The sequence below is a fragment of the Streptomyces sp. NPDC048434 genome (genome assembly GCF_043200375.1).
In the GTDB taxonomy this organism is placed as follows: Bacteria; Actinomycetota; Actinomycetes; order Streptomycetales; family Streptomycetaceae; genus Streptomyces.
Genome location: NZ_JBICXQ010000014.1, coordinates 1 through 13,095, shown reverse-complemented (window position 1 = coordinate 13,095; position 13,095 = coordinate 1). Strand labels below are relative to the sequence as shown.

12 protein-coding genes are annotated in these 13,095 nt (G+C 70.7%); 7 read left to right on the top strand and 5 right to left on the bottom strand.

Annotated elements, in window-relative coordinates; translation table 11 throughout:
* Nucleotides 1-48 precede the first annotated feature (48 nt).
* From ACGFWI_RS18015 to ACGFWI_RS17990, 6 genes are all read left to right on the top strand, one after another.
* Nucleotides 49-1,080, top strand: a complete 1,032-nt coding sequence (locus tag ACGFWI_RS18015; RefSeq protein WP_393906933.1) for a sugar ABC transporter substrate-binding protein — start codon at nt 49-51, stop codon at nt 1,078-1,080.
* Nucleotides 1,081-1,082: 2 nt separating this feature from the next.
* Nucleotides 1,083-2,669, top strand: a complete 1,587-nt coding sequence (locus ACGFWI_RS18010; RefSeq protein ID WP_393906932.1) for a sugar ABC transporter ATP-binding protein — start codon at nt 1,083-1,085, stop codon at nt 2,667-2,669.
* Nucleotides 2,666-3,694, top strand: coding sequence for an ABC transporter permease (locus ACGFWI_RS18005; RefSeq protein WP_393906931.1), 1,029 nt, complete (start codon nt 2,666-2,668; stop codon nt 3,692-3,694). The genes ACGFWI_RS18010 and ACGFWI_RS18005 overlap by 4 nt, the downstream gene beginning before the upstream one ends.
* Nucleotides 3,695-3,701: 7 nt before the next feature.
* Nucleotides 3,702-4,703 carry an aldo/keto reductase gene (locus ACGFWI_RS18000; protein ID WP_393906930.1) on the top strand — a complete coding sequence of 334 codons (1,002 nt, stop codon included), beginning with the start codon at nt 3,702-3,704 and terminating at the stop codon, nt 4,701-4,703.
* 24 nt (nt 4,704-4,727) lie between these two features.
* Nucleotides 4,728-5,585: an amidohydrolase family protein gene (locus ACGFWI_RS17995; RefSeq protein WP_393906929.1), complete on the top strand. Its 858-nt coding sequence runs from the start codon at nt 4,728-4,730 to the stop codon at nt 5,583-5,585.
* A 209-nt stretch (nt 5,586-5,794) separates the two neighbouring features.
* Nucleotides 5,795-6,577: an SDR family NAD(P)-dependent oxidoreductase gene (locus tag ACGFWI_RS17990; protein ID WP_393906928.1), complete on the top strand. Its 783-nt coding sequence runs from the start codon at nt 5,795-5,797 to the stop codon at nt 6,575-6,577.
* A gap of 28 nt (nt 6,578-6,605) precedes the next feature.
* Here the strand turns inward: ACGFWI_RS17990 and ACGFWI_RS17985 are convergent, their stop codons facing one another.
* The 5 genes from ACGFWI_RS17985 to ACGFWI_RS17965 all read right to left on the bottom strand — a co-directional run bounded on the left by ACGFWI_RS17985 (nt 6,606) and on the right by ACGFWI_RS17965 (nt 12,537).
* Nucleotides 6,606-7,277 (bottom strand): FadR/GntR family transcriptional regulator, encoded by a 672-nt coding sequence (locus ACGFWI_RS17985; RefSeq protein WP_393906927.1) that lies wholly within the window; start codon nt 7,275-7,277, stop codon nt 6,606-6,608.
* A gap of 270 nt (nt 7,278-7,547) precedes the next feature.
* A complete protein-coding gene (locus ACGFWI_RS17980) occupies nt 7,548-9,152 on the bottom strand; it encodes an FAD-dependent oxidoreductase (RefSeq protein ID WP_393906926.1) in 1,605 nt (534 codons plus the stop codon).
* A gap of 2 nt (nt 9,153-9,154) precedes the next feature.
* A complete protein-coding gene (glpK, locus tag ACGFWI_RS17975; RefSeq protein ID WP_393906925.1) occupies nt 9,155-10,705 on the bottom strand; it encodes a glycerol kinase GlpK in 1,551 nt (516 codons plus the stop codon).
* 49 nt (nt 10,706-10,754) lie between these two features.
* Nucleotides 10,755-11,543: an MIP/aquaporin family protein gene (locus ACGFWI_RS17970; RefSeq protein WP_393906924.1), complete on the bottom strand. Its 789-nt coding sequence runs from the start codon at nt 11,541-11,543 to the stop codon at nt 10,755-10,757.
* Nucleotides 11,544-11,772: 229 nt separating this feature from the next.
* Nucleotides 11,773-12,537, bottom strand: a complete 765-nt coding sequence (locus tag ACGFWI_RS17965) for an IclR family transcriptional regulator (RefSeq protein ID WP_393906923.1) — start codon at nt 12,535-12,537, stop codon at nt 11,773-11,775.
* 259 nt (nt 12,538-12,796) lie between these two features.
* On the opposite strand from ACGFWI_RS17965, the gene ACGFWI_RS17960 reads away from it, so the two are divergent.
* Nucleotides 12,797-13,095, top strand: a 299-nt coding sequence (locus ACGFWI_RS17960) for a homocysteine S-methyltransferase family protein (protein ID WP_393906922.1), incomplete at its 3' end; no start/stop codon positions are given.

Sequence of the window (13,095 nt, the reverse complement as noted above, 5' to 3'; positions counted from 1 at the left end):
CGTACCGCGCCCCGCACCCAGCCGCACACCACCACCGAGGGATCACCCATGAGACTGCGTACGACCGGCGCGGCGGCCTGTGCCGCGGTGCTCGCCACCGCCGCGCTCGCCGGCTGCAACCGCGGCAGCGACACCGCGGGCGGCAAGATCGGCATCGATATGCCCCGTACGGACACCGACTTCTGGAACTCCTACCAGCAATACCTCGAAAAGGACCTGGACCACGGCGGACCGGCCGCGCTGCCGCTGTCCAACTCGCAGAACGACATCGGCAAGGTCGTCTCCAATGTGCAGGCGCTGACCGACCAGGGCGCCAAGGCGATCGTGATGGCCCCGCAGGACACCGGCGCCATCGCCTCCGAGCTGCAGCGCCTGGCGGAGAAGAAGATCCCGGTGGTGAGCGTCGACACCCGCCCCGACGAGGGCAAGGTCTACATGGTCGTACGCGCCGACAACCGTGCCTACGGCGAGAAGTCCTGCGACTACCTCGGCAGGAAACTGGGCGGCAAGGGCCGGGTCGCCGAACTCCAGGGCGACCTCAGCTCGATCAACGGGCGGGACCGCTCCGAGGCGTTCGCGGCGTGCATGAAGAAGAAGTTCCCGAAGATCACCGTGCATGAGCTGGCCACCGACTGGAAGGGCGAGGTCGCCTCCGGCAAGCTGCAGAGCCTGCTCGCCCAGCACCCGGACGTCAACGGCATCTACCTGCAGGCCGGCGGCGCCTTCCTGCAGCCGACGCTCGCCCTCCTGGAGCAGAAGAAGCTCCTGCGGCCGGCCGGCTCCGACGGGCACATCACCATCATCTCCAACGACGGCATCCCGGACGAACTGGACGCGATACGCGCCGGGAGGATCGACGCCACTCTCTCCCAGCCCGCCGACCTCTACGCCAAGTACGCGCTGTACTACGCCGAGGCCGGCCTGAAGGGGAAAAAGTTCGCGCCCGGACCCACCGACCACGGCTCGACCATCGTGAAGATCAAGAACGGTCTGGAGGACCAGCTGCCGGCGCCCCTGGTCACCAAGGACACCGTCGACGACAAGAAACTGTGGGCCAACCAGCTAGAGAAGAAGAAGTAGCGGTGGGCACGGACGACCGCACGGCGGCGGTGCACGCCGAGGGCATCGTCAAGCGCTACGGCCCCACCGTCGCTCTCGACGGCGCCCGGCTGACCGTACGGCCCGGGGAGGCGCACGCCCTCGTCGGCCGCAACGGCGCCGGCAAGTCCACCCTGGTGTCCGTGCTGACCGGTATGGAGCGCCCGGACGCCGGCCGGGTCACCTTCGGCGGCGCGCCCGCGCCCGGCTGGGGCGACACCGCCGCCTGGCAGCGCAAGGTCGCCTGCGTCTACCAGAAGTCGATGACCGTGCCGGAGCTGACCGTCGCGGAGAACCTCTACCTGGGCCGCTTCCAGGGCGGGCACACCATCCGCTGGCGGGCGCTGCGCGAACGGGCCCGCGAGCTGCTCGCCGGATACGGCGTCGAGGTCGACCCGGCCGCCCGGATCAGGGAACTCGGCGTCGAACAGCGGCAGTTCGTGGAGATCGCCCGCGCGCTGTCGTTCGGCGCCCGGCTGATCATCCTGGACGAGCCCACCGCCCGGCTGGACGCCGGCGGCATCGACCGGCTCTTCGGCAAGCTGCGTGAGCTGCGCGCCCAGGGCGTGGCCTTCCTGTTCATCTCGCACCACCTCCAGGAGGTCCACGAGCTGTGCGACACCGTCACCGTCTTCCGTGACGCCCGGCATGTGCTGACCGCACCCGTCCCGGGGCTGGCGAAGGACGCGCTGGTGGCGGCGATGACGGGCGAGGAGGCGGGCCCCGCGCGGCAGCCGCGCACGGGCGCGCGCACGGCGGGGGAGCCGGTGCTGCGCACCCAAGGGCTGTCCGCCGACGGGCACTTCGCACCGCTCGACCTGACCGTGCGGGCCGGTGAGGTGGTGGGGCTCGCCGGCGCCACGGCCAGCGGCAACACCGCGGTCGGCGAGACGCTGGTGGGACTGCGCGCCCCCGACGGCGGCCGGATCACGGTACGGGGGCGGCCGGTCCGTACGGGCAGCGTGCCGCACGCCCTCGCCGCGGGCATCGGCTACGTCCCCGAGGACCGGCACCGCGAAGGGCTCATCCTGGGCCGCAGCGTCGCCGAGAACGCCACTCTCACCGTCGCCGACCAGCTCGGGCCGATGGGCACCGTACTGCCCTCCCGGACCCGCGCGTTCGCCCGGCGGATGATCGAGGCACTGGACATCCGGACCACCGGGCCGGGCCAGCCGGTGTCCGGGCTCTCCGGCGGCAATCAGCAGAAGGTCGTGATCGCCCGTGCGCTGGCCCGCGAGCCCGCCGTGCTGGTCGCCGTCCGGCCCACCAACGGCGTCGACGTCAAGTCCAAGGACGCGCTGCTGGGCGTCGTACGGGAGGTCGCTGACGGCGGCAGCGGCGCGCTGATCGTCTCCGACGAGCTGGACGATCTGCGGGTCTGCGACCGGGTGCTGGCGGTCTTCCACGGCCGGGTGACCGCCGAATTCGCGGCCGGCTGGCGCGACCACGAACTGGTCGCCGCGATGGAGGGCATGGCAGCCGCCGCCGGCGAGGACGCCCCGCCCGGCATCCGCCGGGACACCGCACCCGACACCCGGAACACGCAAGGAACGGAAGGGACCGCGCCATGACCGAGACCGTTTCGCCGCCGGCCACCGACGCGGTGGACGGCCCGCCGCGTCGGCCCCGGATCGATCCGGCCCGCTGGCGGGACTTCTCCCTGGTGCCGGTGATCTTCGTGCTGGGCGTCATCGGCTTCATCGTGTCGCCCGCCTTCCTCACCCAGGACAACCTCGTCGGCGTCATCCAGCAGTCCACGGAGCTGGGCCTGCTGGTGCTCGGCGAGGCGCTCATCCTCATCAGCGGGCGGATGGACCTGTCGCTGGAGTCCACCATCGGCCTGGCCCCGGTGGTCGCCCTGTGGCTGGTGATGCCCGCACACGGCGCCCGCTTCGCCGGGCTGGAACTCTTCCCCGCCTGGACGGCGATCCCGCTCTGCCTGGCCGTGGGCGCGGCGATCGGCGCCGCCAACGGCTTCCTCATCCTCACCCTGCGGGTCAACGGCTTCATCGCCACCCTCGGCATGCTCACCATGCTCCGCGGACTGCAAGTGGGCATCTCCGAGGGCCAGTCCATCGGCAATGTCCCGGAGTCCTTCGCCTACCTGGGCAAGGCCGACTGGCTGGGCATCCCGGCCGCGGTCTGGATCTGCCTCGCCCTGTTCGCGCTCGGCGGCGCGGCCCTCGGCTACCTCCGGCACGGGCGGGCGCTGTACGCCATCGGCGGCAACCCGGAGGCGGCCCGCGCGGCCGGCGTACGGGTGGACCGCATCACCTGGATTGTGCTGGCCGTCGGTGGACTGCTGGCAGCTTTCGCGGGGATCCTCTACACCGGCCACTACGGCGCGGTCTCCGCGAGCCAGGGCAACGGCTGGATCTTCCAGGTCTTCGCCGCCGCGGTGATCGGCGGCATTAGCCTCAAGGGCGGCCGGGGCACCCTCTTCGGCGCGCTCACCGGCGTCCTCACGCTCCAGCTGGTCATCAACGTGATGACCCTGGGCGGCGTGCCACCGCTGTGGACCCAGTTCCTCAACGGCATGATCATCATCATCGCGCTGGTCATCTCCCGCTTCACCAGCGGCGAGAAGCAGGACTGAGGCCGCCGTGCACCTTCCCCCGCACGGGCCGAGGGAGCTGGGACGGACCGGTGTCACCGTCCCGCCCCTGGGCCTGGGCTGCGCACCGCTCGGCAACCTCTACCGCGCCGTCCCCGAGGAGCAGGCGCAACGCGTCGTCCACACCGCCCTCGCCACCGGCGCCGGCTACTTCGACACCGCCCCGCACTACGGCGTGGGCCTGTCCGAGGAACGCCTCGGCCGGGCGCTGCGCGGCCGCGACCGGGCCGGCTACACCCTCTCCACCAAGGTCGGCCGCCGGCTGCGGCCGCTCGCGCCGGGGGAGCGGGCGGCCGGCGAGGGCTTCGTGGACACCCCCGCCCGCGCCCGGGTACGGGACCTCTCCCGCGACGGTATCCGCGCCACGCTGGACGCGTCCCTGGAGCGGCTCGGTGTGGACGCCGTCGACATCGTCTACCTCCACGACGTCGAGGACCAGTTGCGCGAGGTGTACGAGACCGGCTTCCCGGCCCTCGCCGAGCTGCGCGCCCAGCACCTGGTGCGCGCCATCGGCTTCGGCATGAACCACAGCGACCTGCTGGCCCGCCTGGTCGCCGACCTGGACGTGGACGTGGTGCTCTGCGCCGGCCGCTGGACCCTGCTGGAGCGCACCGCCTTCGACGATCTGCTGCCGGAGTGCGCGCGCCGCGGCACCTCCGTGGTCGTCGGCGGCGTCTACAACTCCGGTCTGCTGGCCGACCCGTCACCCGGCGCGCCCTACAACTACGCACCCGCGCCCGCCGCCCTCGTCGACCGGGCGCGTCAACTTGCCGCCGTCTGTGCGGAGTTCGACGTCCCCCTCAAGGCCGCCGCGCTCCGCTTCCCCTTCGGGCACCGCGCCGTCGCCTCCGCCGTGGTCGGCGCCGCCACCCCCGAGGAGATGGCCGAGAACGCCGCGCTGTTCACCCGTCACATCCCGGACGGGCTGTGGCATACGCTCGTCGCCCGCGGCCTGCTCGACCCCGATCTGCCGCTGCCCCTGCACGACTGAGCCCGACCCCGGAGCGCGCCCCTGATGCGTATCGACGCCCATCACCATCTATGGGACCTGAGCCGGCGCGAGCAGCCGTGGATGGACGGGCCGTGGGCCGACCCGATCCGCCGCAGCTATGCGCTGACCGACCTCGCCCCGCATCTGACCGAGCACGGCGTCGACCGCACGCTCGTCGTCCAGTCGTCGTCCTCGTACGAGGAGACCGCCGAGCTGCTGACCCTCGTGGCGGGGGAGGGGCCGGTCGCCGGTGTCGTCGGCTGGGCCGACCTCCTCGACCCGGCGCTCGCCGAGGTCCTCGCGTCGCTGCCCGCCGGACTGGTCGGCATCCGGCACCAGGTGCAGGACGAACCGGACCCCGACTGGCTCATCCGCCCGGACGTGCTCCGGGGGCTGGGCATCCTGGCCGACTCCGGCCTGGCCTACGACCTGCTGGTCACCCCGCGCGAACTGCCCGCCGCACACGCCGCTGTACGCGCTGTGCCGCAGCTGGACTTCGTGCTGGACCACGCCGCGAAACCGGCGGTCGCGACGGGGGACTGGCAGCCCTGGGCGGACGCCCTCAGCGCCCTCGCCGGGCTGCCGAACGTCAGCTGCAAGCTGTCCGGGCTGGTCACCGAGGCCGACTGGGACGCCTGGCGGCCGCAGCAGATCCTGCCCTACGCCCGGCACGTCCTGGAGGCCTTCGGCCCCGGCCGGGTGATGTTCGGCTCCGACTGGCCGGTGTGCACACTGGCCGCCGGCTACGAGGACATCGTGGCACTCGCGGAGTCGGCCACCGGACACCTTGGGGCGGCGGAACGATCGGACGTCTTCGGGGGAACGGCCGGGCGGGTGTACGGCGTCGGGACGTCGTCGACGCAGGGGTCTCCGGGCCGCTGAGGTGGCGTCCGATGCGGCGTCCGGATTCCGCCAGCTCCGGAACCCGCCACACCGGAGGATCGAGTCGTACCGCGGAGATACACCGGCAAAGCGGTGTATCCCGTACGTAATTCGGCCGGATCCGTCCGTCTGCGTATGACCGCCTGCGTCTGGGCAGGGCTGCGTACGTCTGCATACGGCTACGGACGACTCGACGCGAAAGTGATGACATGACGGAGACCGTGATGACGGCGACGACGGCGGCGAACGGCACCCGGCCGCTCACCGGCAAGGTGGCCCTGGTGACCGGCGGCAGCCGGGGCATCGGCGAGGCGACGGCGCTGCGGCTGGCCGCCGACGGTGCGGCGGTGGCGCTGACCTATCTGAGCCGACAGGACAAAGCTGACCAGGTCGTCAAGGAGATCGAGCGGGCCGGCGGGCAGGCCTGGGCGGTGCGGGCCGACAGCGGTGACGCGGAGGCCGTGTGGGCCTCCGTCGCCGGCACCGTCGAACGGTTCGGGCGGCTGGACATCCTGGTGAACAACGCGGGCACCGGCGTGCTCGGCCCCTTCGAGGGGATCTCCCTCGACGATGTCGACCGGGTGCTGCGGACCAACGTCCGGGCCCCGTTCCTGGCGGCGCAGGCCGCGTCCGCGCATCTGGCCGAGGGCGGCCGGATCATCTCGATCGGCAGCTGCATGGCCGAGCGGGTCGCCTTCCCCGGCGGCACCCTCTACGCCACCAGCAAGGCCGCCCTCAGCGGCCTGACCCGGACCCTGGCCAAGGAACTGGGACCGCGCGGCATCACCGCCAACCTCATCACCCCGGGCCCCATCGACACCGATATGAACCCGGCCGACGGCGAGAGCGCAGCGATGCAGGCCGGGCTCACCGCCCTGGGGACGTACGGCCGGGCCGCCGATGTCGCGGCGACCGTGGCGCATCTGGCGGGCGAGGGCGGACGGTACATCACGGGCGCCTCGATCGCGGTGGACGGCGGCTTCGCGGCCTGACCGGGAGCGCGGCGGGCGACGGCGGGCCTCACAGCGATGCGCGCAACCACTGCTCCACGCTGGCGATATGCACCGTCGCCCAGGCCCGCGCCGCCTCCGCGTCCCGGTCGCGCAGCGCGCCGAGGATCGCGCGGTGCTCGGTGAGAGTGCGGGTCACCGCGTCCTTCTGCGTCAGCCCCCGCCAGATCCTGGCCCGGGTGGTCGGCCCGGACAGCCCGTCCAGCAGCGAGCAGAGTACGGAGTTGCCGGACGCCGCGACGATCCCGCGGTGGAACTCCAGATCGCAGGCGACCAGATCCTCGACCGAGGGGCTCGGCCCCAGCGCGTTCAACTGGAGCTCCAGGACGTCCAGTTCCTCCAGGCCGATCCGGCCGGCCGCCATCGCCGTGGCGGCCGGCTCCAGGATCCGGCGGACGGCAAGGAACTCCAGCACGGTGTCATCGCGGTGGAAGTCCACCACGAAGCTCATGGCCTCCAGCAGGAGTTGCGGATCGAGACTGGTGACGTAGGTGCCGTCACCCTGGCGCACGTCCAGGATGCGGATGAGGGAGAGCGCGCGCACCGCCTCGCGCAGTGAGTTGCGGGACAGGCCCAGCTCCGACGCCAGCTCGCTCTCCTTCGGCAGCCGGTCGCCCGGCCGCAGCGCGCCGGAGACGATCATTCCCTTGATCTTCTCGATGGCCTCGTCGGTGACCGCCATGCCGACCTCCCCGCTCGGACCCACCCGGATACTGCCACCCGGATATCTCACAGACATCCGATGTCTGAGCTCATTATGACCCGGCTCGCCGTCCCGATCCGCTCCCGTACGCGGTTATCTCGTCGACCCGGCCCGCCGCCCCCCCCGGGCCCCGCACCCGGGTCCGGCGATGGGGCGGCCCCGTGGACCGCCCCATCGTCATGCACTGCACGTCACCGTGAGGTGCCGTCAGCTCCCTCGGCCGCCGTCCGCGGCGGCCGTCCGCCGCCGTCAGCCGGCCAGCATGTCCTTGACCTTGGTCCGCACGTCCTCCGTGTCCAGGCCACGGATCATCAACGTGGTGCGGCGACGCAGCACATCGTCGACCGTCTCGGCCCACTCGTTGTCACGGGCGTAGGCGACCTGTGCCCAGATCTCCGGCGCATCCGGGTGGATGCGCTCGGCCAGCGCCGGGTTGTCGTTCGCCAGCCGGGCGATGTCGAAGGACAGCGAGCCGTAGTGGGTGGCGAGGTGCCGCGCGGTCTCCGGGGCCATCCGCGGACCGGGCGTGCCGCCGTCGACGAGCAGCCGGTGCGCGACCGCGTTCGGGTTGGCGATGCCGGGCAGCGGGAGCTTCTTCGGCAGATGCGCGATCGGCTCCATGTCCTCGGCCAGCGGGTGGCCGGGCAGCGCGGCGAGCTTGTTCATGACCGTACGGCCGATGTGCCGGAAGGTCGTCCACTTGCCGCCGGCCACCGACAGCATGCCGCCGCTGCCCTCGGTGACGACCGTCTCGCGCTTGGCCTTGGAGGTGTTGCCGGGGCCGCCGGGCAGCACCCGCAGGCCCGCGAAGGAGTACGTGATCAGGTCACGCGACAGCTGCTGGTCGCGGACGGAGAAGGCGGCCTCGTCGAGGATCTGGGCGGTGTCCTTCTCGGTGACCGCGACATCCGCCGGGTCGCCCTCGAACTCCTCGTCCGTGGTGCCCAGCAGCAGCATGTCCTCCCAGGGGAGGGCGAAGGTGATGCGGTACTTGTCGATCGGGGTGGCCAGCGCCGCCTTCCAGGGCGCGGTCCGCTTGAGGACCAGGTGCGCACCCTTCGACAGCCGGATGGAAGGGGCCGCGTTCGAGTCCTCCATCTTGCGCAGGTGGTCCACCCATGGGCCGGTGGCGTTGAGCACCAGGCGGGCGTTGACGCCGAATTCCCGGCCCTCCGTCCGGTCCTTGAGCTCCGCACCGGTGACCCGGCCCTGGGTGAAGCGCAGGCCGGTGACCTCGGCGTGGTTGAGGACCGTGGCGCCGGCCTCGACCGCCGCACGGACGGTCATCAGGGCCATCCGCGAGTCGTTCATCTGGTCGTCGCCGTACACGGCCACGGCCTTGAGGTTGTCCGTCCGCAGCTCCGGCACGTCGCGCTGTGCCTTGGCCGGGGATATGACATGGCCGACGCCGTCGCCGAACGCGGACAGCGCGGAGTAGGCGAAGACGCCCGCGCCGAGCTTGGCCGCGCCGTGCGGGCCGCCCTTGTAGACCGGCAGGTAGAAGGTCAGGGGGTTGGCGAGGTGCGGTGCCACCTGACGGGACACCGCACGCCGCTCGAAGTGGTTCTCCGCCACCAGCTTGACCGCACCGGTCTGCAGGTAACGCAGACCACCGTGCAGCAGCTTGGAGGAGGCGGAGGAGGTGGCGCCGGCGAAGTCACCGGCGTCCACCAGGGCCACCCGCAGTCCAGCCTGTGCGGCGTGCCAGGCGGTGGAGATGCCCAGGATGCCGCCGCCGATCACCAGGAGGTCGTACGTCGCCTTGGAAAGCTGCTCCCGAGTCTCGGCGCGGCTCGCGTGCGAACCACTGGCCGGGTGCGTCCCGAGTGCCGGGACGCTCTGCAGGGTGCTCATGTTTACTCCTCGACAGTGCTGTCATCGAGCCAGCCCATGGAACGTTCCACAGCCTTGAGCCAGCTCTTGTACTCGCGGTCACGGGTGGCCGCTTCCATCCGGGGGGTCCACTCGGCGGCCCGGCGCCAGTTGGCGCGCAGTTCGTCGGTGCTGGACCAGAAGCCGACGGCCAGTCCGGCCGCGTAGGCAGCGCCGAGGCAGGTCGTCTCGGCGACCATCGGGCGCACCACGGGGGCGTCCAGGAAGTCCGAGATGGTCTGCATCAGCAGGTTGTTGGAGGTCATACCGCCGTCGACCTTGAGCGCGGTCAGCTCGACGCCGGAGTCCTTGGTCATGGCGTCGGTGATCTCGCGGGTCTGCCAGGCGGTGGCCTCGAGCACGGCGCGCGCGATGTGCGCCTTGGTGACGTAGCGGGTCAGGCCCGCGATGACACCGCGCGCGTCCGAGCGCCAGTAGGGGGCGAACAGGCCGGAGAAGGCCGGCACGAAGTACGCGCCGCCGTTGTCCTCGACCGTGCTGGCCAGGGTCTCGATTTCGGCCGCGCTGTTGATGAGCCCCATCTGGTCGCGCATCCACTGGACGAGCGAGCCGGTGACGGCGATGGAGCCTTCGAGGGCGTAGACCGGCTCCTGGTCGCCGATGCGGTAGCCGACGGTGGTCAGCAGCCCGTTGTAGGAGTTCACCGGCTCGTGGCCGGTGTTCATCAGCATGAAGGTGCCGGTGCCGTACGTGGACTTGGCCTCGCCCTGCTCGAAGCAGGTCTGGCCGAACAGCGCGGCCTGCTGGTCACCGAGTGCCGAGGCGACCGGGACACCGGCCAGTACACCGCCGACGGCGCGGCCGTAGACCTCGGCGGAGGACTTGATCTCCGGCAGCACGGCCGCCGGGATCTCCATCGAGGTGAGGATCTTCGGGTCCCACTCGAGACGGTGGAGGTTCATCAGCATGGTGCGCGAGGCGTTGGTGACGTCGGTGACGTGCACTCCGCCGTCGACGCCGCCGGTCAGGTTCCAGATGACCCAGGAATCCATGGTGCCGAAGAGGATGTCGCCGCGCTCGGCGCGCTCGCGCAGGCCCTCGACGTTGTCCAGCAGCCAGCGGATCTTCGGGCCCGCGAAGTACGAGGCCAGCGGCAGGCCGGTCTCGCGGCGGAAGCGGTCCTGGCCGACGTTGCGGCCGAGCTCCTTGCAGAGCGCGTCGGTGCGGGTGTCCTGCCAGACGATGGCGTTGTGGACCGGCTCACCGGTGGTGCGGTCCCACAGGAGGGTGGTCTCGCGCTGGTTGGTGATGCCGATCGCCTTGACGTCGGCGGCGGTGAGCCCGGCCTTGTGGACGGCGCTGTCGACGACCTGCTTGACGTTGGTCCAGATCTCGGTGGCATCGTGCTCGACCCAGCCCGGCTTCGGGAAGATCTGCTCGTGCTCCTTCTGGTCGACCGAGACGATCCGGCCGTCCTTGTCGAAGACGATGCAGCGGCTGGACGTGGTGCCCTGATCGATGGCCGCAATGAACGGGCCGTGCCCGTGCGAGGAGGTGCTCGGGGTGTCGCTCATGGTGTGCTCCAAGAAGTCTGTGCGGGCGGAGTCGGGGCGGTCAGGCGGCTCAGGCGAACGCCACCTGGTAGATGCCCCCGGCGATGGCTCCGCCGATGAGCGGGCCGACGACCGGGATCCAGGCGTAGCCCCAGTCTGAACCGCCCTTGTTCCGCAGCGGCAGAAGCGCATGCACGATGCGCGGGCCGAGGTCGCGGACCGGGTTGATGGCGTACCCGGTCGGACCGCCCAGCGACAGACCGATTCCGGTGACGACCAGCGCGACCAGCAGGGTGCCGATGGTGCCGACGCCCTTCCCGTTGTCGCTCAGACCGAGCGTGAGGATCGACAGCACGAGCACGACGGTGGCGATGATCTCGGTGGCCAGGTTCTGCACCGCGTTCCGGATCTCCGGGCCGGTGGAGAAGATGCCGAGGACCGGTCCGGCGGCCGGCGCGGCGGACTGGTCGACCAGTCCCTCCTCGCCGGTGTGGTCGGCCAGCACCTCGGGGTCACTCAGATGGGCCTGGAACTGTCCGTAGTACGTGATCCACACCAGTACCGCGCCGATCATGGCGCCGAGCAGTTCGCCGGCGAAGTAGACCGGCACCTGGCTCCACTCGATCCCGCCCTTGATGGCGAGGCCGATGGTGACCGCAGGGTTGAGGTTGGCGCCGGACTTCGCGGCGATGTAGGCACCCGTGAGGACGGCGAAGCCCCACCCGAAGGCGATGGCGACCCATCCGGCGTTGAACGCCTTGGAGCGCTTGAATGTGACGGCGGCGCAGACGCCACCGCCGAGCAGGATCAGCACAGCGGTACCGATGGTCTCGCTGATGAAGATGTCGGAGCTGGACACCCGCGACTCCTTTGTCCTTGGTCCAGGGGAAGACGAACCCCGGGTCCCGTCCGGTGGTCCGCGCCCTCCTAGAGGGCGGTAGTCGGCCCGCGGCAATGCCTCACCATAGCGAATATTGCCGTTAGGTGTTCGACAATGCCGACCGACGAACGGCAGTTTTGTTCACCCGTAGAACCCCGTCAAGGGCTCCGTGGCCAAAAACTTAGGTGAACTTATGGGGTGAATACGGTCAGAATCGCCCTGCGCCAAGATCACGGGACACAGCGCGTGCGCAATCCCTCACAGCGGCGATGATTTCCGGCCGCAGTTCGCCCTCCTGGCAGACCCGCTCCACCGCTCCGGTGACACCCACCGCACCCACCGGCATCCGCCGCCGGTCGTGGATCGGCGCGGCCACCGACGCCACGCCTTCCCAGGTCTCCTCCACGTCGGCGGCCCAGCCCCGCGCCCGGGTCAGGTCCAGCAGCCCCTCGAAGTCCCCCAGCCCGGTCACCGTGCGTGGGGTGAAGGCCTTCCGGTCCAACTCGACGATCTCGCTGTGTGCCACCGGGTCGTACGCCGACAGCACCTTGCCCAGCGCCGTGCTGTGCAGCGGCTGCATCGCGCCGACCTCCAGCACCTGCCGGCTGTCGTCCGGCCGGAAGACGTGGTGGACGATCAGCACGCCCTGCAGGTGCAGCACGCCGAGGTAGACGGCCTCACCGCTGGAGCGGGCCAGATCGTCGGTCCATACGAGGGCGCGGGCGCGCAGCTCGTGCACGTCCAGGTAGCTGTTGCCCAGCCGCAGCAGTTCCGCGCCCAGCTGATAGCGGCCGGAGGCGACGTCCTGCTCGACGAAGCCCTCCTGCTGCAGCGTGCGCAGGATCCCGTGGGCGGTGCCCTTCGCCAGTCCCAGTGAGGAGGAGATGTCGGAGAGTCCCAGCCGCCGTTCCCCTCCTGCGAGCAGCCGCAGCATCGCTGCGGCGCGCTCCAGCGACTGGATGGTGCGTGCCATCGGGCAACCTCCGAAGTGAGCGGTTCGACAATGCTGAACGATATCGGTCCATGTCGACTGCAGTCAGCGATCTGGAGCCTTTTGCTGAGTGAACGGAGTGTGCCAACGATCACGGTGAGTGCAGGCAGGGGGGTGGAGTAGTGCTGTCCACGGCGTGGAATGGGGAACACCTGTACCGGACCGGCAGCTACGCTGGCCGGGTGCGCCCTCTCCAGGAGGGTGCAAAGCCGACAGCCGTCGCAACCACGGGAGCATCTCCATGGCCTCGAACACGCCAACATCCATCAACACGTCTCGCGTCGCATCGCTGCGTGAGGCGTTGGCCTCGCGGGTGGTGGTCGCCGATGGGGCGATGGGCACCATGCTGCAGGCGCAGGATCCGTCCATGGAGGACTTTCAGCAGCTGGAGGGCTGTAACGAGATCCTCAATGTCACGCGGCCGGACATTGTGCGGTCGGTGCATGAGGAGTACTTCGCGGTCGGTGTGGACTGTGTGGAGACCAACACGTTCGGTGCGAACTTCGCGGCGCTTGCGGAGTACGACATTCCCGAGCGGGT

What these genes read in the sequence shown, in the direction of transcription:
- ACGFWI_RS17990 (WP_393906928.1), top strand. Translation starts at nt 5,795, where the DNA reads ATGACGGAGACCGTGATGACGGCGACGACGGCGGCGAACGGCACCCGG.
- ACGFWI_RS17985 (WP_393906927.1), bottom strand. Translation starts at nt 7,277, where the DNA reads ATGGCGGTCACCGACGAGGCCATCGAGAAGATCAAGGGAATGATCGTC.
- ACGFWI_RS17980 (WP_393906926.1), bottom strand. Translation starts at nt 9,152, where the DNA reads ATGAGCACCCTGCAGAGCGTCCCGGCACTCGGGACGCACCCGGCCAGT.
- ACGFWI_RS18015 (WP_393906933.1), top strand. Translation starts at nt 49, where the DNA reads ATGAGACTGCGTACGACCGGCGCGGCGGCCTGTGCCGCGGTGCTCGCC.
- ACGFWI_RS17995 (WP_393906929.1), top strand. Translation starts at nt 4,728, where the DNA reads ATGCGTATCGACGCCCATCACCATCTATGGGACCTGAGCCGGCGCGAG.
- ACGFWI_RS17965 (WP_393906923.1), bottom strand. Translation starts at nt 12,537, where the DNA reads ATGGCACGCACCATCCAGTCGCTGGAGCGCGCCGCAGCGATGCTGCGG.
- glpK (WP_393906925.1), bottom strand. Translation starts at nt 10,705, where the DNA reads ATGAGCGACACCCCGAGCACCTCCTCGCACGGGCACGGCCCGTTCATT.
- ACGFWI_RS18005 (WP_393906931.1), top strand. Translation starts at nt 2,666, where the DNA reads ATGACCGAGACCGTTTCGCCGCCGGCCACCGACGCGGTGGACGGCCCG.